The 25,438-nt window shown below is 34.8% G+C and carries 20 protein-coding genes, 1 pseudogene and 3 CRISPR repeat arrays; of the genes and pseudogenes, 12 read left to right on the top strand and 9 right to left on the bottom strand.

From position 1 onward, the window contains the following. Positions 1–196: 196 nt before the first annotated feature. From ACIQ2X_RS03000 to ACIQ2X_RS02960, 9 genes are all read left to right on the top strand, one after another. Positions 197–1,036, top strand: a complete 840-nt coding sequence (locus tag ACIQ2X_RS03000) for a MotA/TolQ/ExbB proton channel family protein (protein ID WP_396177397.1) — start codon at positions 197–199, stop codon at positions 1,034–1,036. A gap of 60 nt (positions 1,037–1,096) precedes the next feature. Then, positions 1,097–1,708: an ExbD/TolR family protein gene (locus ACIQ2X_RS02995; protein WP_396177396.1), complete on the top strand. Its 612-nt coding sequence runs from the start codon at positions 1,097–1,099 to the stop codon at positions 1,706–1,708. Between the two features lie 15 nt (positions 1,709–1,723). Next, positions 1,724–2,272, top strand: coding sequence for an ExbD/TolR family protein (locus tag ACIQ2X_RS02990; RefSeq protein WP_396177395.1), 549 nt, complete (start codon positions 1,724–1,726; stop codon positions 2,270–2,272). A gap of 33 nt (positions 2,273–2,305) precedes the next feature. Next, on the top strand, positions 2,306–3,094 hold the full coding sequence (locus tag ACIQ2X_RS02985; protein WP_396177394.1) for an energy transducer TonB: 789 nt from the start codon (positions 2,306–2,308) through the stop codon (positions 3,092–3,094). A gap of 236 nt (positions 3,095–3,330) precedes the next feature. After that, on the top strand, positions 3,331–4,266 hold the full coding sequence (locus tag ACIQ2X_RS02980) for a PstS family phosphate ABC transporter substrate-binding protein (protein ID WP_396177393.1): 936 nt from the start codon (positions 3,331–3,333) through the stop codon (positions 4,264–4,266). 12 nt (positions 4,267–4,278) lie between these two features. Beyond that, positions 4,279–5,985 (top strand): tetratricopeptide repeat protein, encoded by a 1,707-nt coding sequence (locus ACIQ2X_RS02975; RefSeq protein ID WP_396177392.1) that lies wholly within the window; start codon positions 4,279–4,281, stop codon positions 5,983–5,985. A gap of 303 nt (positions 5,986–6,288) precedes the next feature. Beyond that, positions 6,289–6,921, top strand: a complete 633-nt coding sequence (locus ACIQ2X_RS02970; RefSeq protein WP_396177391.1) for a 7-carboxy-7-deazaguanine synthase QueE — start codon at positions 6,289–6,291, stop codon at positions 6,919–6,921. A gap of 39 nt (positions 6,922–6,960) precedes the next feature. Continuing rightward, positions 6,961–7,362, top strand: a complete 402-nt coding sequence (locus ACIQ2X_RS02965) for a DUF2059 domain-containing protein (RefSeq protein ID WP_396177390.1) — start codon at positions 6,961–6,963, stop codon at positions 7,360–7,362. A 62-nt stretch (positions 7,363–7,424) separates the two neighbouring features. Continuing rightward, entirely contained in the window at positions 7,425–8,582 is a 1,158-nt protein-coding gene (locus ACIQ2X_RS02960; protein WP_396177389.1) for an aminotransferase class V-fold PLP-dependent enzyme, read from the top strand. Here ACIQ2X_RS02960 and ACIQ2X_RS02955 read toward each other — a convergent pair whose 3' ends face one another. Beyond that, entirely contained in the window at positions 8,583–9,299 is a 717-nt protein-coding gene (locus ACIQ2X_RS02955) for a class I SAM-dependent methyltransferase (RefSeq protein WP_396177398.1), read from the bottom strand. A 57-nt stretch (positions 9,300–9,356) separates the two neighbouring features. On the opposite strand from ACIQ2X_RS02955, the gene ACIQ2X_RS02950 reads away from it, so the two are divergent. Then, positions 9,357–9,851: a YkgJ family cysteine cluster protein gene (locus ACIQ2X_RS02950; RefSeq protein ID WP_396177388.1), complete on the top strand. Its 495-nt coding sequence runs from the start codon at positions 9,357–9,359 to the stop codon at positions 9,849–9,851. A gap of 106 nt (positions 9,852–9,957) precedes the next feature. Here the strand turns inward: ACIQ2X_RS02950 and ACIQ2X_RS02945 are convergent, their stop codons facing one another. Then, on the bottom strand, positions 9,958–10,182 hold the full coding sequence (locus ACIQ2X_RS02945) for a hypothetical protein (protein ID WP_396177387.1): 225 nt from the start codon (positions 10,180–10,182) through the stop codon (positions 9,958–9,960). A 94-nt stretch (positions 10,183–10,276) separates the two neighbouring features. Further along, entirely contained in the window at positions 10,277–11,527 is a 1,251-nt protein-coding gene (locus ACIQ2X_RS02940; protein ID WP_396177386.1) for an exo-beta-N-acetylmuramidase NamZ domain-containing protein, read from the bottom strand. Between the two features lie 147 nt (positions 11,528–11,674). Here ACIQ2X_RS02940 and ACIQ2X_RS02935 point away from each other — a divergent pair, with 147 nt between their 5' ends. Then, a complete protein-coding gene (locus tag ACIQ2X_RS02935) occupies positions 11,675–12,928 on the top strand; it encodes an ABC transporter permease (protein ID WP_396177385.1) in 1,254 nt (417 codons plus the stop codon). Positions 12,929–13,020: 92 nt separating this feature from the next. Here the strand turns inward: ACIQ2X_RS02935 and ACIQ2X_RS02930 are convergent, their stop codons facing one another. The 4 genes from ACIQ2X_RS02930 to tnpA form a co-directional block, all read right to left on the bottom strand. Beyond that, on the bottom strand, positions 13,021–14,463 hold the full coding sequence (locus ACIQ2X_RS02930) for an FAD-dependent oxidoreductase (protein ID WP_396177384.1): 1,443 nt from the start codon (positions 14,461–14,463) through the stop codon (positions 13,021–13,023). 1,123 nt (positions 14,464–15,586) lie between these two features. Next, positions 15,587–16,011: a CRISPR direct-repeat array (repeat unit 46 nt; unit sequence GTTGTGAATTGCTTTCAAAATTGTATTTTAGCTTATAATTCCCAAC). 29 nt (positions 16,012–16,040) lie between these two features. After that, positions 16,041–16,542: direct repeats of the CRISPR family, unit length 46 nt; unit sequence GTTGTGAATTGCTTTCAAAATTGTATTTTAGCTTATAATTCCCAAC. Between the two features lie 484 nt (positions 16,543–17,026). Further along, positions 17,027–17,376: direct repeats of the CRISPR family, unit length 46 nt; unit sequence GTTGTGAATTGCTTTCAAAATTGTATTTTAGCTTATAATTCCCAAC. A gap of 117 nt (positions 17,377–17,493) precedes the next feature. Then, entirely contained in the window at positions 17,494–17,841 is a 348-nt protein-coding gene (cas2, locus tag ACIQ2X_RS02925) for a CRISPR-associated endonuclease Cas2 (RefSeq protein WP_396177383.1), read from the bottom strand. Beyond that, positions 17,834–18,763: a type II CRISPR-associated endonuclease Cas1 gene (cas1, locus tag ACIQ2X_RS02920; protein WP_396177382.1), complete on the bottom strand. Its 930-nt coding sequence runs from the start codon at positions 18,761–18,763 to the stop codon at positions 17,834–17,836. The genes cas2 and cas1 overlap by 8 nt, the downstream gene beginning before the upstream one ends. 266 nt (positions 18,764–19,029) lie before the next feature. After that, positions 19,030–19,461, bottom strand: coding sequence for an IS200/IS605 family transposase (gene tnpA, locus ACIQ2X_RS02915; protein ID WP_396177381.1), 432 nt, complete (start codon positions 19,459–19,461; stop codon positions 19,030–19,032). Between the two features lie 94 nt (positions 19,462–19,555). On the opposite strand from tnpA, the gene ACIQ2X_RS02910 reads away from it, so the two are divergent. After that, complete coding sequence (locus ACIQ2X_RS02910; RefSeq protein WP_396177380.1) at positions 19,556–19,864, top strand: hypothetical protein; 309 nt, start codon at positions 19,556–19,558, stop codon at positions 19,862–19,864. Positions 19,865–19,957: 93 nt separating this feature from the next. On the opposite strand, the gene cas9 is transcribed toward ACIQ2X_RS02910, so the two are convergent. Both cas9 and ACIQ2X_RS02900 read right to left on the bottom strand, forming a co-directional pair. Next, the gene (gene cas9 / locus ACIQ2X_RS02905) at positions 19,958–24,043 is read right to left on the bottom strand and encodes a type II CRISPR RNA-guided endonuclease Cas9 (protein ID WP_396177379.1); all 4,086 of its coding nucleotides are present in this window, start codon (positions 24,041–24,043) and stop codon (positions 19,958–19,960) included. A 393-nt stretch (positions 24,044–24,436) separates the two neighbouring features. Beyond that, positions 24,437–25,438: pseudogene (locus ACIQ2X_RS02900) on the bottom strand (cystathionine beta-synthase); the annotation flags it as partial.

The following is a 25,438-nucleotide window of genomic DNA, read 5'->3' as shown; positions in this document are numbered from 1 at the left end:
GAGTTTTGTATTGGTTAAACATTTAATACAAATACCAGCATATCAGAAATTATTGTTAATAATGAATAAAATGGAACTTTTTATTTTTTTATATGATGTAAAAATTTAAATTTGTCGTTCTGTTAAATTAATTCAATAAGATACCGTTATTGTAAAAGGTAATGGTTTAAACTTTTAAAAACTAAAATTTAAAAAAATGGCAAACGCGGCAAACGCTACTGTAGCGAAGAAAGAAACTGGATCAACAGGAGGAAATTTATTCTCAGGAATTGCAATTGTAGTATGTATTGGAATTGGAATTTTAATCTGGAAATTCATTATGGGTGATGGATCTAATTTTGAAGGCGGTGATAACACGGGTCATCCACTACCAGGAAATTATCTTGCAATGGTTTACAAAGGAGGTAAAATTGTACCAGTTTTGATGGGGCTTTTATTAATGGTAGTAGTATTCTCAATTGAGCGTTTCTTCGTAATATCTAAAGCAGCAGGTACAGGAAATTTAGATAAATTCATGAAAAGTGTTCAGGCTAACATTGTAACAGGAAATATCGAAGGTGCAATTGCAGATTGCGACAAACAAAAAGGTTCTGTAGCAAATGCAATTAAAGCGGCTCTTATTAAATACAATGATGTAAAGAAAGAAGGTTTCGACAGTGAAGCTGCTGCAGAAACGATTCAGAAAGAAATTGAAGAAGCTACTTCATTAGAAATGCCAATGTTGGAGAAAAACATGACAGTTATTTCTACACTAGTTTCTCTAGGAACGTTAGCAGGTCTTTTAGGAACGGTTGCGGGTATGATTACGGCTTTTGGTGCATTAGCAACTTCTGGAGCTCCAGATCAAGCAGCATTAGCAAACGGTATTTCTGAAGCCTTGATCAACACGGCAACAGGTATTGCAACTTCTGCTTTAGCAATTATCGCTTACAATTTCTTTACTTCTAAAATTGATACTTTGACGTATTCAATTGATGAAGCAGGTGCAACAATTGTAGGTACTTACAGACGTTTCAGAGGAAGTTTAAGAGGTTAATAATAAAACGAATAGTAATAATTATTGTGTCTTTTTTTGATGCAATATTAAATAAGAAATATGGCGAAAGTTAAAATGTCCAAAAAAGCTACTGCTGTCGATATGACGGCGATGTGTGATGTTGCCTTTCTTTTGTTAACGTTTTTTATTCTAACCGCTACGGCAAAACAACCGGAAATTGTTCCAGTTGATACGCCAGCTTCCACAGTGCAGGTAAAATTACCTGATACTGATCTAGCAATTGTAACCATTGCAGATAGTGGAAAAGTATTTTTTGGTGTAAAAGCGCCAAATGTTAGAGAGAAAACTTTAGAATTGATTGGAAAGCAATACAACATTCAGTTTACACCTGAAGAAAGTAAAAGATTTGGCTTAATGGAGGAATTTGGAGTGCCCGTAAATCAATTAAAAGGATTGATCGCATTGTCTAACACCGACAGAAATGCCGACGGACTTCAAAAAGGAATCCCACACGATTCTTTAAACGATCAGTTAACCGAATGGGTTAAAGCAGCACGAAACGCAAATGCGGAAGTGAATGAACAACAGTTGAATTTTGCAATCAAAGGCGATGCAAAAGAGCAATTTCCTGAAATCAAAAAAGTAATTGACATTCTTCAAAAACAGCAAGTAAACAAATTTAATTTGGTTACAGCACTAAGAGGAGAATAATAAAAAAAAGTAAAAATGGCTCAATTAGATACTGGCGGAGGAAAAGCAGACAAAGGAGGCAAAGTTAGGAGTAAAAAGCAAAATTCAAGCGTCGATTTGACGGCAATGGTGGATTTGGCCTTCTTACTAATTACGTTCTTCATGTTAACAACTTCATTGTCAAAACCGCAGTCGATGGATTTGGCTATGCCTGATAAAGACGAAAAAATTGAAAATGAAATTCTTATTGATGAAAATAGAACAATGAACCTTGTTTTAGGACCTGATAATAAGTTGCAGATGTATATGGGGCAAATCAATAGTCCAAAAGAAGGACCAAAAGCCTTGACGTATACAAAAGAGAGTCTTCGTAAAGAAATTTTGGAGAAAATTAAATCGGTGCCAATGGCAACGCGGACTACTGCAAAGCCCAATGGAGAACCTTTAATTGTTTTGATAAAAGCAAGCGAAGAATCTACTTATTTGAATTTAATCGATGTTTTGGACGAAATAGCAATCGGAAAAGTTCAGGTGTATGCTATTGTAGATATTATACCTCAAGAATTGCAATTGTTTGAAGAGTAGTTTTATTCTTTTAAAATTTAAAAATAATTTAGTATGAAACTAGACATATTCAAAGGAAAATGGATTGATATGGTTTTCGAAGGTCGAAACAAAGCTTATGGAGCTTACGTTTTGAGAAAAGAAAATCCTAAAATGACTTTACTGGCACTTTTAATCGGAGCTTCTGTATTTGCGTCTTTATTGGCTTTGCCAATGCTTGATTGGAGTTCGGACGAAGTGGTAGAGGAAGAGAAAGTGGTTATGGTTGATATGGCCAATTTACCCCCACCTCCAGAAGAAGTAAAACCACTTTTACCACCGCCACCTCCACCGCCTCCAGCGCCAAAAATTGATGAGGTTAAATTTGTCAAACCAAAAGTTGTTGAAAAGGAAAAAGTAGTTGAGGAAATCAAGACTATTGAGGAACTGAAGGACAAAAATGTGGGTTCTAAAGATGTAAAAGGTCGTGACGACGGAAAAATCGTTATTGATGCACCATCTGGAGAAGGCGATAAAGACGTAAAAATTGTTGAGGACAACACCGTTTATGTTGCTGTAGAAGTTCGACCTGAATACCCAGGTGGAATGCAAAAATTTTCTGAGTTTATCAGCAAAAATTATAGAACTCCGGATGAAGACATTAATGGAAAAGTTATTGTTCAATTCGTTGTTGAAAAAGACGGAAGTCTTACCGACATTAAAGTAATGCGTGATTTAGGTTATGGAACAGGTGCCGAGGCAATTCGTGTGCTTAAAAAAATGCCTAAATGGAAACCAGGTATTCAAAATGGTCGTCCTGTTCGTGCATTGTTCTCATTACCAATTAGTATCGTAGGAGGATAATATATAATGTTAGACGAAAATTATACAAAAAAAAGAGTTCAGAAATCGCCTAAAGTGCGATTTCTGCTCGTTTTAGGAATATTCTTCTTTCTAATTTATTTTGTGCTTGGTCTAGCCGTAATATTTTGGAAGAAATTCCCAATTGATCTCCAGCCAATGTATCGCATTGCTTTTGGGGTATTACTCATTGTGTACGCATTTTTCAGGTTTATACGATTAATTCAAAACAACAAATCATGAATAAACAACAAATACCTACTTATCTTAAAGTTATTGCAATGATAATTGTGGTTATCAGCGTGTTTCTAGCCTGTAAAGAAAAAGTCGGTGCCGAACAAAAGGAAACTATTGTAACGGGTGAGATTGATTTGTATGTAGATGAAACGGTTCAGTCTTTAGTTGAAGGTCAAGTGCAAGTTTTTGAAAATCAATACGATGCTAAAATTAATTTGACTGCTAAATCAGAGTCTGAAATTGTAAATGATTTGTTGAGTGGTAAAACAAATATGGCCGTTTTGACCAGAAAACTGACTCCAAACGAAGAAAATTATTTTAAGAACAAAAAAGTAAAGGCACGAGTTTCACATTTTGCATCCGATGCGGTTGTTTTTATTCGTAATAAGAACACCAACGATACCTTACTGGATTTGGATCAAGTGTATAATTTGCTGCACGGCAAACCGAGTACACTCAAAAACTTAGTTTTTGAAAACCCAAATTCCAGCGTAGTTACTTATATGAATCGTTGGGCAAACGTGCCTAACGGTCTCAAAAAAAATACGTATTTTTTAAATTCAACAAAGGAAGTTTTAGATTTTGTGCAAAAAAATCCTGACGCTATTGGAGTTATAGGTATGGATGCAGTGGCAGAACCTTATGCAGAGTGGCAAGGACTTATAGATCAGATTACTGTTTTAGCAATCAAAAATGTTAAAAATGGAACTAATAATGATAGGTATTATAAACCTACTCAAGCCAATCTAGGTCAAGGATTGTATCCATTAAAACGTAGTATTTATGTGTTAAATTATCAAGGCTTTGCCGGTTTAGGTACGGGTTTTGCTTCTTTCGTTGTCGGTGATATCGGTCAGCGAATTGTTTTAAAGGCAAATTTGCTTCCCATAACAATACCCGAGCGAAACATCAACATTCGAAAAAAAATTATTAAATAAAAAAGTAAAATTATGAACAAGTTAAAAATATTCAGCGCTGCATTTTTAGTCATTGGAGCCACAGGAGTTGCCCAAGATCTTCAAACGGCTCAAAAAGCGATTGACGCCGAAAAATATGATAATGCCAAAACAATTTTGAAAGGGTTGACTACTTCGGCTCCTGATCAAGGTAAAAATTTCTTTGTTTTAGGAAATTTGTATCTCACTCAAAAAGTAGAAGATTCTGCTAAAATTTATTTTCAAAAAGGACTTGCAGCTAAAAGTAATGCTAATTTCAATCACATTGGTTTAGGTCAGATGGCATTGAACAGTAATGATGCAGCAAAGTCTAACGAAAGTTTTAATAAAGCTCAATTGGACATGAAACGTAAGGATTTTGAAGAATTCTTGTATATCGGTCGCGCTTTTTTAAATGCCGAAACACCAAATTATGCCTCAGCATTGACATTTTTAAATAAAGCGAAAGCCATCCAGCCAAATGACGCACAGGTTTTATTGTCTATGGGAGATGCATACTACGGACAAGGAAATATAAACGAGGCCTATTCAGCCTACCGAAACGCCTACGATGCCGATAATTCGGTTTTACGTGCTAAGTTGCAATTGGGAGTAATCACCAAAGGTTCAAAAGCATTTCAAGAAGCCAAAAGCGCTTTTGAAAACATCTTAGCCATTAACCCCAATTATGGTCCTGCTTATAGAGAATTAGCAGAAACCTATTATGTATGGTCGTTAAATGACAAAGCGAATTACGCAGCACACAATAAAAAAGCGTTGGAATATTACGATAAATATTTGACAATGACGGATTACTCATTGGATTCAAGAATGCGTCACGCCGATTTCTTAATCTTAAGTAAAGATTATGTAGCACTTGAAAAAGAAGCTAATGAAATGAAAAAGTTGGACAAAGTAAATCCACGTATCTTGCGTTATTTGGGTTATTCTGCCTACGAAAACGGAAATAATCAAGAGACCATCAAAGCTATAAATGAGTTTTTAGCAACACCAAATACAAAGCCAATTGGACGTGATTATTTGTATTTAGGAATGGCAAAAACCAATAAAGCATTGACTTCTACTACAGCAGCAGACGCAAGTGTGGTTAACACGGTTGATCAAACTTTATTTAGCTCTGGTGTGGCAGATATGTTGAAAGGCGTTCAGATGGATCCTGCAATGGCAAATGAATTAAATGACATTGGTAAAAAGTTTTTCGATATTAAATTATACAATGAAGCGGCAGCGATTTATGAAGTAGCTACATCAAATCCAAATTCGCAAAATTTCTTGTATGATAATTTCTATCTAGGATATGCATTGTATTTTGGGAATGTAAATTTACCAGAAGGCCAAGTAATTAGTCCCTTAATAGTAGAAAAGGCTTCGAAAGCATTTGATAATGTAATCGCTGTTTCGCCAACTACTCAAGATGCTTACATGTATAAAGCAAGAATCAACAGTTTGCTAGAAAATAACGCTGAGGCACAAGCGCTAATGGTTAAAAACTATGAGGAGTTTATTAGAGTGGTAACCGAAAAAGGTGAAGCTGAAGTTAACAAACCTGCTAATCAAACTAAATTTGTTGAAGCTTACACCAATATGGCAACATTTTATGCCAATAGCGATAAAGCTAAGGCACGTGAATTTTACCAAAAAGCTTTGGCAATCGACCCGACAAATGAAGTCGCATTGGCACGATTAAAAACATTAAAATAATTTCAATAAATTGTTTTTTAAAACCGATATCATTAATGGTATCGGTTTTTTTTTGTCGTTTTTGTGGGCGTTATATCGTGTACTAGTGCGTTAATATTTGTGGTTTTTTGTGATATAGATAAGCCAACCTGATACCATTTATACATTTATAACAGTAGTAAACTTTTTTATCAAAAGAATAAAAAACGAAATCTTTAAATCTGTGCAATTTGGCGCAATTTGAATCAGTTCGAACTTCATTTAATTTTGACATTGCCATTGATACTCCTATTGCCTATCTTTGTAGACTATTTAAAAAGTAAAATGTTAACAAAAGAACTACAAATTGCCGTCGAAAAAGGAGCTATGTTGCCATTGATGGAAGAATTCTATACCATTCAAGGTGAGGGGTACCATACCGGAACGGCTGCATATTTTATACGCATTGGTGGCTGCGATGTGGGATGCCATTGGTGCGATGTGAAAGAAAGTTGGAATGCAGAACTCCATCCGCCAACCGATGTGGATGTAATTGTGGAAAATGCCTCAAAATATTCTGAAACCGTGGTAGTAACCGGTGGCGAACCATTGACGTGGGACATGACCCAACTTACGCAAAAATTAAAAGCCCATAATCGAAAAGTACATATCGAAACTTCTGGAGCCTACCCACTTTCGGGAATTTGGGATTGGATTTGTCTTTCGCCAAAAAAAAATAAATTACCCACACAAACTGTTTACGACAAAGCCAATGAGCTGAAAGTTATTATTTTTAACAAGCACGATTTTATTTTTGCCGAAGAACAAGCCGCAAAAGTAAATGCCAATGCCATACTATTTTTGCAACCGGAATGGAGCAAGAAAGAAGAGATGACCCCATTAATCGTTGATTATGTAATGAATAATCCCAAATGGAGGGTGTCGTTGCAAACGCATAAATATTTGAATATTCCTTAAAAAGCCTTAAATTTGGTTCACACTTTAAAGTAAAAAACTATGAAAAAATTAATTATTACAAGTGCGTTCTTTTTTATTGCTCATTTTGCAATGGCACAGGATGCTTTTAAAGCAGATGTACTCAAAGTAATCCAGCAATCAGGCGCTGCAGCACCAATGCAAATGGCCAAAGAACAAGTAATGGAAAATATTCCATTGGCTAAAAGAGCCGATTTTTCTAAGGAATTCGACGCCACTTTACCTTCTTTGTATGAAAAAATTGCGAAAATCTATATGGAAGTCTATACGCACGAAGACATAAAAGAAATGATGAAATTTTATGAATCCCCTATTGGTAAGAAAATAGCCAGTTCTATGGGAAAAATTACTGAAAAATCAGGCGCGGCTGGACAAGAATGGGGAATGGAGTTGCAAAGTATTATGGTAAAATACATGGAATAATAAAAAGCATAATATCAACCCAAACGAGTTAGTTTGGGTTTTTTTATAAATTCAATTTTCGAATGAAAGACGCATTTCAATTAAAAACCGATTTAACCTTCCTCAATCATGGTTCGTTCGGTGCTTGCCCAAAGCCTGTTTTTGAAAATTTTCAGGATTTTCAAAGAGAAATGGAGCAAGATCCCGTTTATTTTATCCAAAAAAAATTCGCAATGCATTTGGCGAAAGCCAAAGAGGCATTGGCTACTTTTATTAATTGTAACGTCAATGATTTCATTTTTACGCCTAATCCAACAGTAGGAGTCAATACCATTATGCGAAGTTTGAATCTGCAAGAAGGCGACGAAATTCTTGCAACCAATCATGAATACGGTGCGATGGACCGAACGTGGAATTTTTATTGTAAAAAATCGGGTGCCAAATACGTGCGTCAACCCATAACATTGCCCATCATTTCTAAAGAACAAATTATTGAGGAATTCTGGCAAGGCGTTTCGGCTAAAACAAAAATTATCTTTCTAAATCAAATTTCGAGTACCACAGCGTTGATTTTTCCCGTAAAAGAAATTTGCGAAAAAGCAAGAGAACTTGGAATTACAACCATCATCGACGGAGCTCACGTACCTGGTCATATCGAACTAGATATCAAAGCATTGCAACCCGATTATTATACAGGAACCTTGCACAAATGGATGTTGGCACCAAAAGGGTCCTCTTTTTTATACGTCCGAAAGGAACTACAAAATCAATTGGATCCATTGGTCGTAAGTTGGGGTTACGATAGTTTGGCACCAAGCGAAAGTCCTTTTTTAGATCTGCATGAGTATCAAGGGACCAATGACAATGCGGCTTATTTATGTACGCCAGCGGTAATCGGGTTTTTGCACCAACACAATTGGGTACAAAAATCGGATGCAGCAAAAAAAATGGTGTTGCAAAATTACCCTCGGTTTTGTGCCTTACTGAATTCCAATCCGATTGCTCCACTTTCAGCCGAATTTTTTGGTCAAATGGCAAGCATTCCTGTCCGAACTTCAAAGCCAGAAGAATTAAAAGATTTACTTTTTGATAAGTACAAAATTCAAATTCCCGTGATGTTGCTCAACAACGAGGTATATTTGAGGTACTCGATAAATGCCTACAATTCGCAAGCCGATTTGGATGTTTTGTATGGCGCTTTAGCAGACATCATTCAAACAACCACTATCATCGAGGTTTAGCTACAGGTGCGTCAATCGGGCTAAATAATCAAAATGTTCGCCTTCGATGATGAGTTCGCAATTAAAACCATTAGCAAATGCGGCATTTTGCAACGTATTGTAATCGAGATACAGCCACGGAAAAGGAAGTTCGGTTTCACCTTTGTATTGTACCGTAAAGATCAATTCGCCGTAATAGCCGTCACTCGGTATCCATTTTCCACCGTCTGCGTCTTCGGAGTCGTCAAACATGTAAATCAAATCCGAACTGTCGATAAGTATTTGACCGTTTGGTGCCAAAAGGGCTTTTAATTTTTGCAAATAAACGGGTGTTTTTTGTAAAGTTTCAAAAATTCCAGTACCGTTCATTAATAGTAATATCGTTTCGAATTTTTCCGGGGACTCCCATTCGAGAATATTTTTTACAAACACATTTTGAAGTCCTCTTAATGCACAAGCCCGAACAGCATTTTCAGAAATATCAATCGCGGTAACTGCTAAATTACGGTCATTTTGCAAACTCAAAGCATGACTTCCCGCTCCACAACCTACGTCTAAGACGTTTCCGAAAGCCATTTGTAACGCTTTTTGTTCCAGATTTGGCATAGATTCATACGACCGAAACAAATAGGCAACGTCCATTTCGTCTTCTTCCGAAATAGAAGTGGCGGTTATTAGAGGTTCGGGATTGTTTTGCGTGTGATAATCCAGAATGGCTAGTCCAAATAAATCTTTTATCATTTTTTGTTTCAGGTTTAAAGTCTAAAGTAACTAAATTTGCATCAAAATTGAAACTTGAAACAAATTTTAAACCTACTTCCGAAGTTGGCCAAAGATAAGCATATCGAAAACAAAAAGTATTTTGATAAGCTTAAAAAGAAAGCGCCAAAAAATTTGGATTACGTGATGCAGGATTTGCACGATGCCGAATTTAAAAAAACAGATTGTTTGCAATGTGCCAATTGTTGTAAAACTACTGGACCACTATTTACAACAGCCGATATCGAAAGGGTTGCTAAATATTTTAGACAAAAACCGCAACAATTTATTGAACAGCATCTTCGGATTGATGAGGATAACGACTATGTTTTAAAAAGTGTGCCTTGCACGTTTTTGGACTCGGAAAATTATTGCAGTATTTATGAAGTGCGACCCAAAGCCTGCCGGGAATTTCCACATACGGATCGAAAAAAATTTCAGCAAATTAGCGATTTGACGTTGAAAAATGTAGCCATTTGTCCCGCTGCTTATGCCATTGTAGAGGAAATGAAAAAGAGAATACCACTTTAAATGTTTTATAGATTGCTCTTTTAAACGTGATGCAAAATCATAATTAAAGAGCATGTTCCACTAAATTAGGTATAAAAAAACCCTGAAAATTCAGGGCTTTAATTTTTTAAACAAACATGTCTTCTTCAGAAAATTCTAAAAAGTCCACGTTTTTGTTTCTAACGCGGTAAGTGAATTCGTTAATTCGAGCTTCAATGTACTCAATAGCTTTTGCAATCCACAATCGGGCTTGCTCAAATAACTCAATTCCTTTGTGAATATACTGGTTTATAAATTCTACAAGCTGTCGGATTTCATCCATCAAGCTGAAAATCACTTCTGAATATTTCATATATTTTATTTTACTGGTTATTTTAATTTTTAACTAAAGTACTAAATATGTATGGATTTCCTTAGTATCGAAAGTATAAATTTTTCTTATATTTTTAAGGATAGAGCAAATAGTCCTCTCGCATCTTCTTAAACTTTTCTAAACTATCCTGCCAAGTGGCTCGAATTTCTTCTTCGGAAAGTCCCGACTCAATCTGTTCTTGCAATGTTGGACTGCCTGCTAATTTTGTAAAAAATGAATTGAAAAAGTTTTCCGGATTGCTTGTTTCACGATAGGCTTTCAGTAACCATTTTAATTCCAATTTATCCACTTTTGAAATTTTAGTTAGATCTTCGCCATAACAGATTTTGCTGTTGTGCAACGGATTTTTGGCACCAAAATTGGGTTCAGGGATAAAATGGAATCCCGAATTAGGAAGAAACGGAGAGCCATACACTTGAAATTGTGTCGAAGTGCCACGACCCACACTTACATTCGTACCTTCAAAAAGACACAAACTGGCGTATAAATTTATAGACTGCGAATTGGGTAAATTGGGCGATGGATTTACAGGCAAGTCGTAAGGCAAATTCCGACGGTAATTTTCGCAAGGAATAATACTCAAGTGGCATTGCACTTTATTCGTAAGCCATCCTTGTCCGTTTATCATCAATGCATATTCGCCAATGGTCATTCCATGCAATATAGGAATTGGATGCATTCCTACAAAACTGGAATAGGCAGGATCTAAAATAGGACCGTCGATAATGCTTCCATTTGGATTGGGTCGATCGAGAATGATGAGCGATACATTGTTTTCGGCACACGCTTCCATAACGTAATGCAAATGAGAAATGTAGGTGTAAAATCGAGCACCCACATCTTGCAAATCAAAAAGCAAAACATCAATTCCGGAGAGTTGTTCGGGAGTTGGTTTTTTATTATTACCGTATAAAGAAAGAATCGGCAAACCCGTTTTGGCATCTTTCGAATCATCCACAAGTTCGCCAGCATCGGCCGTACCACGAAAACCGTGTTCGGGGGCAAAAATTTTAACCAAATTAATTGACGTTTGCTCGGTGATGTAATCCACTACATGAACCGTTCGGATTACGAGTCTTTGTTTGTTATATCCGGAATCATCCGAGGTGTTGTAAATGGAATCGTACGTAACCAGTCCTGTTTGATTGGTTACGATTCCAACTTTTTTATGGAAAAACAATTCCAAATGATTGTTCAAATTATCCGCCCCTGGCAAAAATTTCATGGTTATAATTTTTGGTTTTAAGGCTACATCTTCTGGTTTTGCATAATTTAAAGCCGTTGAAGTTTTGCAAGAAACTAAGAATGTAAACACGAAAATCATTTTTACCGAAGAAAAAAACCAAATTTTAATTGGGAAGCGAGAGGGGGAACAAACAAAAAAAGGATTCATGGGCAAAACCAGATAATTATAGGTTAAAATAAGAGCTTTTTGATGTGAATAAAGTATTTTTGAAGAAAAATATAACATTTGAATTTAGAATATTTTATTGCAAAAAGACTCATTACTGCTAAAAACCATAAAAGTAGTATTTCTGGACCAATTATAAAAATTGCAGTCTCGGCAATTGCCATCGGAATGATCATGATGCTGGTTTCCGTAGCTACAGGAATTGGGCTTAAAAACGAAATTCGAAATAAGATATCAGCCTTTAACGGACACATTATTGTGTCGAATTACGACAGCAATCAGTCGCAAGAAACCTTGACTCCAATGTCGGTTCAACAAGATTTTTACCCCAAGTTTACCGCTGTTCCCGAAGTAACCCACATTCAAGCCATTGCCACCAAAACGGGAATCATTCGAACGGAAAGCACTTTTGAAGGAGTAGTTTTAAAGGGAGTTGGGAAAGAGTATGATTGGAAAACAATCAAAAGTTATATTTTAGAAGGAAAAATACCCGACGTTCAGGCTAATTTAAATAACGAAATTATCATTTCGAAATTTTTGGCCAACAGGTTGCATCTTAAATTGGGTGATACGTTCATTACGTTTTTCCTTAAAAACGAAGTCAATAAATACCCCAACAAGCGAAATTTCAAGATTGTAGGTATTTTCGACTCTGGTTTTCAGGAATTTGATGCCAATTATATCATTGGCGACATTCGACACGTCCAACGAATGAACAAATGGCAACCGGACGAAGTAGGTGCTTTTGAAGTTTTTGTCAACGATTTTGACCGCATTGAAGCGCTGGGTACAGCTGTTTATAAAGCAACATTTAACAAGCAAAACCAAGCCCAACCCTTTGATTCAAAAACTATTGTAGAGCAGTATTATTTTATATTTGAGTGGCTCAAAATGTTCGACATCAATATTCAAATTATATTGATCGTGATGATTTTTGTGGCAACCATCAATATGGTCGTTGCCTTACTGGTGCTGATTTTGGAACGTACCCAAATGATTGGTATTCTCAAAGCCTTGGGCGGAAATAATTGGAGTATTCGAAAAATATTTCTCTACAATGCCTTGTACCTCATTGGTAAAGGACTTTTTTGGGGAAACACTATTGGTATTGGAATTCTTTTGATTCAAAAACATTTTGGAATTGTTAAACTCAACCCCGAAAGTTATCATGTCAATCAAGCGCCAGTTTTCATTGGATTTGAAAATATAATGTTACTGAATTTATTAACTGTAATAATTTGTTTCTTGATTTTGTTAATTCCATCCATAATCATTACAAAGATTTCTCCAATAAAAGCGATTCGGTATAATTAAGTGAAAAATTTTAATTTCAATATTTGGTTTGTAGGAGTAGCACAGTTTTAACTTACGAAATAGTTCGTGGTATTTGTTTATTTACTCTAAATTCAGTTTTCGTTCCTTTTCAAAAATCGTCCTCTTGGTTCGTTGCCTTCTTTCAAAACAATTTCAGAGTGCAAGAAATCGGCTGCTGCGGCAGAATCCATTACTTTTGGAGCGCTTCGAGCTAACATTTCGGATTCAAATTCATTCAAAAGACTTTCTCTAATTCCCCTTTTTCTCCAGTCAGAAGTAGGTCGGCATTTATGATAAATAGCTCGCGCCAAATTAATGGCATCCAACAATGCTTGATTTGCTCCTTGTCCTTTAAACGGACTCATTGGGTGGGCTGCATCACCAATTAGCGTAACGCAATTTTCTTTGGACAATAATTCTGACGTAAGTAATTCTCGGTCATAAACAGGGTAACCCGAAATTTGGTTTTCCGAAGTTGCCTTTAAAATTTGTGGAATTGGATCGTGCCATTGTGTTCTTCGGCAAGCTTCCTCTTTCAGCGCTTTAGTTCCTTGGGCACTTAAAAACTTAGCCTCTTCTTCTTCCATTGGAAAACTCAGTTGCCACATAATTGCGTCAGCTGAAAAAGGCATCATGTAAATTCGTTCATTGCCATTGGCAGTTTGAAATACTGTGGCTGAATCCAGTAACGGACTTTTGATGTTTTTTAAAGCACTTAAAGGACAAATGCCCAATATGACAATACAACCCAAATAACGCAACGGACTAACATTGTCACCAATGAGTAAATTGCGAACAACGCTTCGAATTCCATCGGCACCAACCACAAGATCAGCTTTGGATTGTTGCGTCTCACCGTTTACTTGAAAGGACAATTCAACAGTTTCGTCATCACATTTTTTAAAATCAACCAATTGATGTCCCCATTTTACATGCATGTTTTCGCCGAGTTGTTGCAAAAGTTGCCTTCGTAAGGATTGTCTGGCAATATGTACATTAGTGCGTTTCTGTAAGAATTTTGTTTCAGCATCCAGCCATTTTCTAATTCCCCATTCGCCTATTATTTTGCCATCAGTAGTGTGAACAATGTGTTTTGTAGATACTATTCCTTCTTTTAATGCAAAAATTCCAAATGCATTAATGGCTTTACTTGCCTGTTGTAAAGTAAGCCCGTAGCCTTGGGCACGAGCTTCAACAGTAGCATCACGTTCATAAAGTGTAAAAGGAATGCCGCGGTGCATGCAAGCGACCGCCAAAGCTGTACCGCCAATGCCGCCTCCAATAATGGCAATATGAGGATAATTCTCCGCATCGGTCGGAACGGATTGGGCACAAGCAACCAACCCAGATCCATTACAGGTATCACAAATGTGTTGGTGACCAATGGAAGCTACAGGTGCATTGCCTTTACAGTCCGACTTTTTATATTGTTCATACTCGAATTGGTAGCGGAGTTTCGCCTTTTTGGTGAGGCCACGACTTTTTTGACCGCGTCCCCGACATTCCTTACAAACCGTCCAATTTGATTTTTCCACCTTTTATAATTCCTAATAATCCATTTTGGCGCGAAAATCCGCAGCATTTGTTGTAGATTGGATTGCAAAGTTAAGTAAGTTAGGGAAAAAAGGACTAAATTATTTGAAACAAAAGTAAGCACAATAAATATGGTTTATGGCCAATTTTGCACGATTGCCACTTTAGCATCCTTTAGCAAAAGCGGGTACCGTTGGTGAAATAATTTGTTTTTAATACTATGGTTTTTCTTTATTTTTGTGTTGACTGGGATTATTTTAATTTAAAAATAGGTCTATAAGTAAGGTATGAATTTTTAGTGCGTAATACTTTTTTTTCTCACTTGTTAAAAACGACTACGACGATGAACAGAAGTCGGCATAAAGTTATTTGCAATTTTGTAAGCGAAGTAAGCAACTCGTAAGGAGTATACTTGCCCTATTTTACACTTTAATGCTAAAAGATGATGAGTGTAAAGTATCGTGTATTGCTACGCAAACACCTTGATGACCCCGAGGCACCTTAAAAATAGTATGTTGCTTCCAAATCAGTTAAAGTACCGTAGGACTAGTTTCGCCAGAAGAAGTTTCGGCCTACGGCATTGTCAAAGGCGCATCCTTTTTGGAACAAGATAAAAAATTACGCCTATTATTAGGTAATTTAAATTTCACAAAGTAAAAACCCAATATGCAGTGGAATTGCAATTAATTTTTTGTGTAAGAATACCTAAGTTACTAAAAAACCAGTGAATTTTGAGCAAAAAAAAGCCCAAAAAAGCAGCTAGTAACCCGTCTTTTTGAGCAAATTTAGTAATTCGAAAGTCTCGAATAGTTCCTGCTATTCGTATCGAAATGAGTTGTAAATATAAGAATATATCTGATTTGTTCCACAGTTTAGTAAATTTTTTTTTTCAACAAAAGGTGGTTTTGTGATTGCCCTCTTTTAATTATACTTGGAGAGGGAACCCCATTTTTGCACAAAAAAAAGTCCCACCGAAGCAGGACTAAAGGTTTACACCTACGGCATATAGCCTTATTGTGATGATATTTAATTAAGTTATTGACCACGTGATTTTGAATTGCTTTCAAAATTGTATTTTAGCTTATAATTCCCAACTACCAGCTTTTACATTTTCGGCGCAAACGGGTTGTGAATTGCTTTCAAAATTGTATTTTAGCTTATAATTCCCAACTTATTTTTCTGCGGGTATTTATAGCGGTTTGTTGTGAATTGCTTTCAAAATTGTATTTTAGCTTATAATTCCCAACCCACCTCCGCTTTGCTAATTTTCTGGAATTGTTGTGAATTGCTTTCAAAATTGTATTTTAGCTTATAATTCCCAACAACATTTGCAGCATATTTGTGGTAAGTGTTGTTGTGAATTGCTTTCAAAATTGTATTTTAGCTTATAATTCCCAACACGACCAGCGTACTTTGTACGGGTTGTAAGGTTGTGAATTGCTTTCAAAATTGTATTTTAGCTTATAATTCCCAACTCGTCGGTTATCATTTTTAAGATTCGGTTGTTGTGAATTGCTTTCAAAATTGTATTTTAGCTTATAATTCCCAACCAAATACTACGTTAACGTTTCGTAGATAAGTTGTGAATTGCTTTCAAAATTGTATTTTAGCTTATAATTCCCAACAAGCCAACGTTATCTTTGATTACAAATTCAGTTGTGAATTGCTTTCAAAATTGTATTTTAGCTTATAATTCCCAACCAAAGTTTTTGTTTATAGCTACATTCGTGCGTTGTGAATTGCTTTCAAAATTGTATTTTAGCTTATAATTCCCAACATTTGTTTTCTGATTTAACAACAATAATAAGTTGTGAATTGCTTTCAAAATTGTATTTTAGCTTATAATTCCCAACTCGTACTTTCTCCAGCAAATTTAATAGCTGGTTGTGAATTGCTTTCAAAATTGTATTTTAGCTTATAATTCCCAACAATTAATATTTTAACTATATTTGTTTTATGGTTGTGAATTGCTTTCAAAATTGTATTTTAGCTTATAATTCCCAACTATCGTTTGCTCCGTTTGGAATTGAAATAGGTTGTGAATTGCTTTCAAAATTGTATTTTAGCTTATAATTCCCAACCGGAATATGTGATTTACAAATTTAATATCGTTGTGAATTGCTTTCAAAATTGTATTTTAGCTTATAATTCCCAACAACAAAAAAAGTTACATTGGTACGATTGTGTTGTGAATTGCTTTCAAAATTGTATTTTAGCTTATAATTCCCAACGTGCAAGGCTTACCGATACACACCTTCAAAGTTGTGAATTGCTTTCAAAATTGTATTTTAGCTTATAATTCCCAACTACGCAATTGCTTGTATAAATTATGCTGTTGTTGTGAATTGCTTTCAAAATTGTATTTTAGCTTATAATTCCCAACTTGATAGAGCAACTATTTTGCTTTGATGCTGTTGTGAATTGCTTTCAAAATTGTATTTTAGCTTATAATTCCCAACATTGACGAAATAAATTTTTCGCCTCGTCAAGTTGTGAATTGCTTTCAAAATTGTATTTTAGCTTATAATTCCCAACAGGAAATGATACAAATGAATATGGAACAGAGTTGTGAATTGCTTTCAAAATTGTATTTTAGCTTATAATTCCCAACTCTATGATTTTTAATTAATTATTAATGATTGTTGTGAATTGCTTTCAAAATTGTATTTTAGCTTATAATTCCCAACAAATCATAAAAAAAACCTTGCATTTTGTAAGTTGTGAATTGCTTTCAAAATTGTATTTTAGCTTATAATTCCCAACTTTAGATGGGCTTTCAGTAGAGGGAAGCGTGTTGTGAATTGCTTTCAAAATTGTATTTTAGCTTATAATTCCCAACGCGCAAGACTTTGAAACGTTTGACGCTGCAGTTGTGAATTGCTTTCAAAATTGTATTTTAGCTTATAATTCCCAACGTATCGGTATTCAATCTATTGATATGTTGGTTGTTATGAGTTTATTTTGAAATTAAAAAAAAGTGGTGTTGACTTGTTGTAATACTATGAATTAGTCTTTTTTGTGTTTCTGTATCATTAAAACAACTCTAATTGTTGTGAAGGTTTGTCAGTTTCTACTTGTTTTTTTCCATAAAAAAGTTCCATCATCCCAAATTGTTTGTCAGTAATTTGCATCACACCAATTTTGCCGTGTTCGGGTAAGTTATTTTTTATTCTTTTGCTATGGACTTCGGCATTTTCTCTACTGGCACAAAAACGCATATAAATGGAAAATTGAAACATAGAAAACCCATCATCCAATAATTTCTTGCGAAACGTACTGGCAATTTTACGCTCTTTGCGTGTTTCGGTGGGCAGATCAAAAAAGACTAATATCCACAAACTTCTATATTGGTTTAAACGGGTGTAGTGTTCGTCATACATAAACAGGATATAAAATTTTCCTTGCCGAACCTTCAAAACATTCGTGCAAGGAATGTGTAGTTCTACTCATTGCCACCATCAACGGACTGTTTTTACCGTCTATAAGCACATCAATACTGGCAATACTTAACAATTGTTTTTTGATTTCGATAGTTAGTTCGTCATACGAATCTTCGGTTTCCATAATGTGACAGACTATCAAATCTACGAAGGGACGATAGGGTTCCATAATATCATCAGCAAGGCAATAAGCATTGTATTTGTTTCGATGGAAGATTCCCAAAGTAGGCAACATTCCAGAACTGACAATCGCTCGTGCCGTAATCGCTCGTAAAATAGCATAGCCATAATTCAACAAATTATTCGGCGGAACTCCTTTTTGTCCTCTAGTAAAATTTTCTACTGTGATGAGGTTTTGCCAATAAAAAACGGCAGCTCTGGATTCGTGATTGAGTGCATCTCCCGAGGTAACTTCTTTAGCCCAAATTTCCATTTTTCGGCACGGAATTCCTTTTTCTTTGAGCAGTCCTGCTTGGTTCATGATTTTGGAACTAATTGTTTGTTGCCACAAATTCTTTTTGAGTGGAGCCGAAGCGTTAATCTGGTTTTTAAAACGCTCCGTTTGTTCGGTATGACCACTAAGCGGCATTAATAAACCAATAGGCATGTGGTATTGATCACAATTAATTAATGCCACATTATTATTGGTTAGTTTTTCTAGCAAACCATTGGTTATCGTGATTTGTTGGTTTTCTAGAACAATTACGCCTATGTCTTCGATGGCCACGGTTTTGGTTTCTTGTTTTTTTTCTCCCTCTCCTTCGGGGAGGGCTGGGGAGGGGCTGGGATAAGAGATTACGATTTGCTCGTTTTTAGTACTCAAATAAGCAGGATTGCCGAAGAATAAGGTTCTTTTTATCATTATTTTTTTGGATTAAAAAATGACTATAAAATATTTTGGCTAAAGCCAATTATGATTTATTTTTTTTTTATTGTGAATGGGCTAAAGCCCAATCCAATTGATTTTAGGAATGTAAAGCATTTATTTAATTTTCAAATGTATCCTGCTTTTGAATTACAACCCATACTTTCAATTGATTTCTGTTTTAAATTACTTTTTCTATTTAATTGCCTCCTGCTTTAGCTGGAGGCAACTAAAAATTGATTAAAAAAGGTTTTAGCCAAAATTCAATTTTCTTGAAATTTATATTTAGCCATAAATTCATCATATTCTTCTTGGAAAGTTTGTTTGCTATGATGTTCCTCTTGTTTCTTAATGTAATTCCGAACTTTATCAATCATAGATTCCGAAACAGAAACTGCAAAATATTCGTCTTGCCATTCAAATTTGTCTAAACACAACTTGTTTTTATTAATCCAAAAGGATGATTCTCCTTTAATGAGTTGCATTGTCTTTTGAATAGTTTGATCAGCCCCTAAAGAAATTAGACAATGACAATGGTCAGAATATCCGTTCACAAAATCAACAAATATTCCTTTGTCTTTGGCGTTTTCTTTAATATGATGCCAAACTTTTTGTCTCAATTCTTTGTTGTTAAGAAAAGGAATTCTGTTTTTTGTACTCCAAACAAAATGAATATAGGTTTTGATAAAGGGCATAATTTATTGTTTATGTTGTGATTATTTTGGCTAAAGCCAATCTTAAATATTCGATATTCACGATTGGGTTAAAACCCAATCCTATTGATTTTAGTTGAATGGATTAAAACTCATTCCAATTGAATTTAAATCTTTCTTGATTATAAATTTATTCCAAATTTGTCAATTACTCATTTTTCAATTACTCATTTTTGAATTGCCTCCAGCTTTTGAATTGCCTCCAGCTTTTGAATTGCCTTCAGCTTTTGAATTGCCACCAGCTTTTGAATTGCCACCAGCTTTTGAATTGCCACCAGCTTTTGAATTGCCACCAGCTTTTGAATTGCCTCCAGCTTTTGAATTGCCTCCAGCTTTTGAATTGCCTCCAGCTTTAGCTGGAGGGGAAATAATAATTGATTTTTAAATAGGCTTTAGCCAAAATATGTTTGGCTAAAGCCTTATTTGGATTGTTTTATATTATAGAATGGGTTAAACCCCATTCCCATTGATTTTTAAATTAATATTCTCCAACATGAACAATCTTACCTAAATGATTAATGCGGACTTTTATTATTTCATTTAAAGGAGTCAAACTTTTTATTTGTTTGTAAGTGATGTTGGTTAACTCTTTTTTGTCTTCTACAGTTGTTTCTAAATGATGTCTAAATTTAAAATCTCTAATTGTTGAATTACCATATTGTACAACTGATAAACTTTGAACCCTAAAGATATTAGGACTAATCAAATGATAATTATTAGGATTCAATAAATCCATTTCGAGTGGATTACAACTCTCCGATGGGAATATAAATAACTCATTTTGTTTCATAGAAAACAGGAATTTCCAACCCATTTCGTGGGTTTTATTAATAACTGAAAATCCTAAATTCCTACGGACAACAGCATCGTAAAACGAAACCACTTCTTCTTGTAAATTGCCTTTTTCGTCTTTGTAAATAGCCACGTGATGATTGTTTCCTGTACTCACAAAGTCAACAGGAATTGTATTCCCGTTTTCGTCTAAAATTTCATTGCCAAAATGATCTTTTTTGGTGTGTAAAGCTTGTGCATTGCTTACCCCGCTAATAGTTACACGTTTTATCGCAATTCCTTTTTCCTTGTTTTGCCAAATTGGATTTTCGTCAAGGTTTACGAATGCTTTTTTCGGGTCATTATCAAATTCCGCTAAACGGTTTTCAAGAATAGTTTTTAATCCAGAATCTATTACTTTGGCAATGCTTTTTAAATCCTTAAAATTATCAGGAGTAATGTCTTTTCGTATAGTATAATTGTCCTCAAACCAAACTATTTTTACCTTTTCGGGAACTACAATATTATCCTTTAAACTAACGTAAACTGGCATTTTGTTTAAAGCATTTTTACCTGTAAAAGCTTTTTTAGGATCGTTCCCATTTTGTTGCAATCGTTTCAAAAGTGCTTCACGGTATTCTTTTTTTGCAACTTTTTGAATATATTCTTCAGTAAATTTTGCGTTTACACTTTCTTCCTTGGTAACATATTGTTGTAATTTGCCATAAACGGTTTCTTTGTGTAGCTGTCCCCGAGGTGTCAGTTGAATTCTCTGATTCGTTCCTCCACTTTTTTTAGTTACGTTTTTATTTTTAGTAACCACTTTGTTTTTGGTTTTGTAGGAAATCAAAATATTTTCTAATTGTTTTTTTGCCTCTTCTCTGAAATTTTTCATTGGAGCTTTAAAACGTAGTTTGTTGTTTTTATCCCTTTCTAAATTTTTCGTTTCTATACCATAAATGGCTCCTGCCTTATTTTCACCTTGTGTTTTTGCATTCAAATTGTTTAAATACTGAATATAAGCAGGTTTGGTAAAAGCTACCGTTATTGCATCCATAGCGTGATGGCGATGGTCGTTTCTTTTAGTCCAGTCTTTAATTTTGTACAAGCGTTCTCCTTTTTTTCCCTCTTCAATATGAGTCAAACCCAATTTATCGTATTTCTCCCAATTAAGTTCTTTCATTACATCAACCAATTCCCAATCTTCACGCAATTTATCGGTTACGCTGCCAATTGTTGCCGTTACATTTCTGGAAACTTCCAATAATATTTCTTTTGCTTTTTTGGCTATATATTGTGTTTCTCTTAATTGGCGGTCAATAAATCCTTCCGGAATTTCATTATCAGCCATCAAAAGTTTAATTTGTTTAGTCCTGCTAATTTTTCCAAACAAGCTTTTTACTCTTTTTTCAAATTGGTCAAAATCTTCAGGCGATAATTTTTCTTTTAAGAATGAATAGGCAGTTTTATTACTTTTGTCAATATTTAATTGGCGCTCACAAATCGTTTTATTTGAAAAACTATCATCAAATAAACGTGATTTCGGGATAATGTGTTCAATGTCATATTCCTTAGAGAATAGTTTTGAAGGTTCTATTGGTTTTCCTGTATAAAGCGAAATCCCGTCCGATTCTTTCCAAAGTTTGTAACGAATAATATCATTTCTAGTTACTCGATGAATTCCAAATTCGGTGTGTAATAATTTCCTGATTTGTTCGTGTTCCGCTGTACTTTTGTTAATAGCTTTCGTCATTTCGCTACGCTGTTCGTTATTGTTTTTCAACTCACGAGCCAATTCCACACGAATTTCATCAGGTTTTCCCATTGCAGGGTCTTTTATAATGGCATTAATCACATTAATCATCTGATTTAGGATTTTCTCAACCACAGGGTTTCGAAGACTATTTTTCTTTAGTAATTCTAAAGTATTTTTTAAAACTCTCTCATTATTTTGTTCTGTGGTTAATGATGAAGAATGATTATAGCCAGTCATTAAGCAAGCTTTGTCATAAATTTGACCATCCATTAAATGAGGCAATACTTTTTTGATAGCTTTGGCACTTAAACTTCCATAATCAGCTTGTAAACTGATGTTCAAAAGAAAAGGAAGATGATTTTCTTTGAAACCAAATTTTGCTTTTAAGCTTTCTTTTAATTTATCATCATCTTCTGCCGAATATAATAAATGCCACAATTGATAATAAGGTTGTTTATCAAAATTATCACCTTGAATGTTTGGGTCAAAATCTAAAATATTGGTATTAATTCCCAAATCAAAAAAAGCTGATTTGATAATGTTTTTTATATCGAAAGCTTCTAATTTAGAAAGGTCTAATTCATCGTAACCTTCTAAAACTAAAATTTTTTCAAAAGCTTTGTAAATCTCGGTATTAGTTCTATTACCTTCAATTTTTTTGAAATTAATGGAATAATTACCTTTTTCTAATTTGCATTGATTGATGATGAACTTGATAAATTGTGCATCGGTCATATTCTCTTTTAACAAAAGATCTTGGCTAATAATTTGTTTTAGTTCTTCACCTAATGGATAAACTTCTTTTTCTTTTTTAAATTCAATATTATTGATGTTTTGCCAAATCCTAAATTCTTGAAACAGAGGAGATGATTTTGGAATAGCTTTGTGTCCTTTTTCAAATTCACAAAAACTTACTAAATGTTTTTGAGACTTTAATTTTCGTTGGTAAAAAATGGTAATATCTCGAACTTCTGATTTTAGTTTTTCATTTAATTCGGGATGATATTTAGCTTGAGTTTCCCATATTTTTTCAAATTCATCTAAATAATCTTGACGATAGAATACCTGGTTTTTTAGTTTAGTGTGTGAATTTTTCTCTAGTTGTTTGTATTGAAATTGCCCAACCGTTTCTTGATTGAAATATAATTCTTTGCTTCTATCACTTATAGCGCCAAGATAACCGCTGGATTGAATAATTTGATTGTTGATTTCAGTAATAATAAATGCCAAAATTTTCAAATCGAGTTCATTTGATAATGCATTATTTCTCCATTCGTAATGTTTCAATTTCGTTTCTTCTCTATTCCCTTTGTTTTCGGCAAGTGGAATATTCAATGTTTTTGAAAAATATTGAGAAGTTACCGTTCTTGATTTACCTTGAATGTTTTCCACTAATTTATCATTCATTTGCTCTGGATGAAATTGATTTTGAAAACGTACTATTTTCTCTAACTCTTTATGTAAATCCGATCGATAAAAGTCAGGAATGAATTTACCTCCTTTTAATAACGAATTATAAACCCATTGTCCAGGAGTTAAATTGTTTTCAAAAATTTCTTTGGCAATTTTCATTCCGTCAATCGCATCACCTTCTTCAGCGGTTTTGGCTTTTCGGCTACTTTTGTATCCACGTTTTTTGTTAAGCATCAATAAAACCTGAACTAATTCTTCTTTAGAAATAGCTTCGGTTGCTGATTTTGCTCTTAATTGATATGATGAAAAAGTTGTTGCAGAACCCGTTTCTGCATAAATAAAATCGGTAGGAATGAATTTCACTTTAGTAAATATTTCCAATAAAGCACTTCTTCTTTGCTTGAAACGTTGCAAACCTCTTCTTGCTCCGCGTTTTAATGTTCTGTCTGCATTTATTGAAATTGTATTACCTTTTTTGAAGTCGGCTTCCTCATCAGTAGTAAGAGGAACGATACGAACTCCAGTGTCTATAATAGATGAAGCTTCATCCTCATTCTCCGCCTCGTTAATGAACGACCAACCGATCGATGTTGTTCCCAAATCCAATCCTAATATTTTCTTCATTTTTACAGGTATTTAAAATGATTTTTCTCTTTATCTAAATTTTGCTAGAAATGTAATCAAAAGAAAATTAACTACTTTACGGTTTTCCACATTCGAACATTAATTTTTTTTTGTATCATTGCAGTACAATTTTGAAGCAATTCACAATAAGGATTATTCCGTTGTGAAAACATTTAAGGCGGGGAGACTCGCCTTTTTCTATGGATTTTATTTAAATGTTTCACACACACCAAAAAAACAATATAAAAGCTTGAGCTACAACATTCAAAGCGGCCTCAAAAGGATCGCTTTTCTATTTAATTGTAAACTTCTTTCCTAAATTTATTTCAAAAAAAACGGATTAAAGTAATAATCACTCTAATCCGTCATTGAAACCGTATAGCTAAAACGGGTTTACATATTTTCCACAAACTCCAAAAAAACTTTTTTGTGCAACTCCAAATCCATATTTCCTGAAAGCGAAGCCCGAACGATATAATCTTTGTCGCCTTCCTTCGTTGTTCCTTGTGTGGAAATAGCTGGAATTGTCCAGTAACAGCCTTTGAGTTGACCGTAGCTTACACAAAACTTACTTTCATCTGGAATTTTGGTGATCATCAAATGAATCAATTTTAAATTCAACGCTCGTTTATGTGCTTCTTTTTCCGCTTCCGAATTTCCTTTTGTAGGCAAATCCAACGAAAAAACCGAGGGTGTAAACCCTTGCAAAGCCAAGGCATCAGTAACAAAATTGATTTTTGCCGTTGGTAATACTTCGTGAATAAAACGTACAAATTCGCGCGTATTGACATAAGCATCGGCAATCCGTTGATTCATCGAAGGCAATTGCTGGGCGAGGATTTGGTATTGTAAATCAGTTGCCTCATTGTCGCAAAGTGCCAAATGCACCGCAATTTTCGGCATTAAATCATTCGCTTTGGCATTTCCAACACAGTAACCTGCCGTACATTTTCCGCCACTTGGAAATTTAGAACCACTGGCAAACGAAATGGTTCGTACAGTAGAAAGTATTTTTCCTTCGCCTAAAAATTGGAAGTTAGGACAAAAAGTTTGATCCAATATAAAAACGGGATCAACTGCAATCGTTCCCTCTGGTGTAAATCGTTTGGCAGACAAAACCGCTTGCAATTCTATTAGATCCGGAACTTCTACTCTCGGATTGGTCGGAATTTCCGCAATGATATACGGTACCGCATCTTCTTGGGCAATTTGTTCTAAAACGGTTGCAATACTTTGTACCATATCGTTATCGCCGTCTACGAGTAAGTCAACGATTTCAACATCAGCAACACTTGCTGCTACACGTCGCGCTTGGTCGTTGGTACCGCCATAACAATTGGGAGGTACCACAATTTTGATTTTTTTACCTTGGTATTTGGTTGCAGCGTCGTGTAT

Origin of the sequence: Flavobacterium sp. (assembly GCF_044368625.1) — a bacterium.
Classification (GTDB): domain Bacteria; phylum Bacteroidota; class Bacteroidia; order Flavobacteriales; family Flavobacteriaceae; genus Flavobacterium.
The sequence above is the reverse complement of the archived record's forward strand: the minus strand, read 5'-3'. Positions and strand labels throughout refer to the sequence as shown.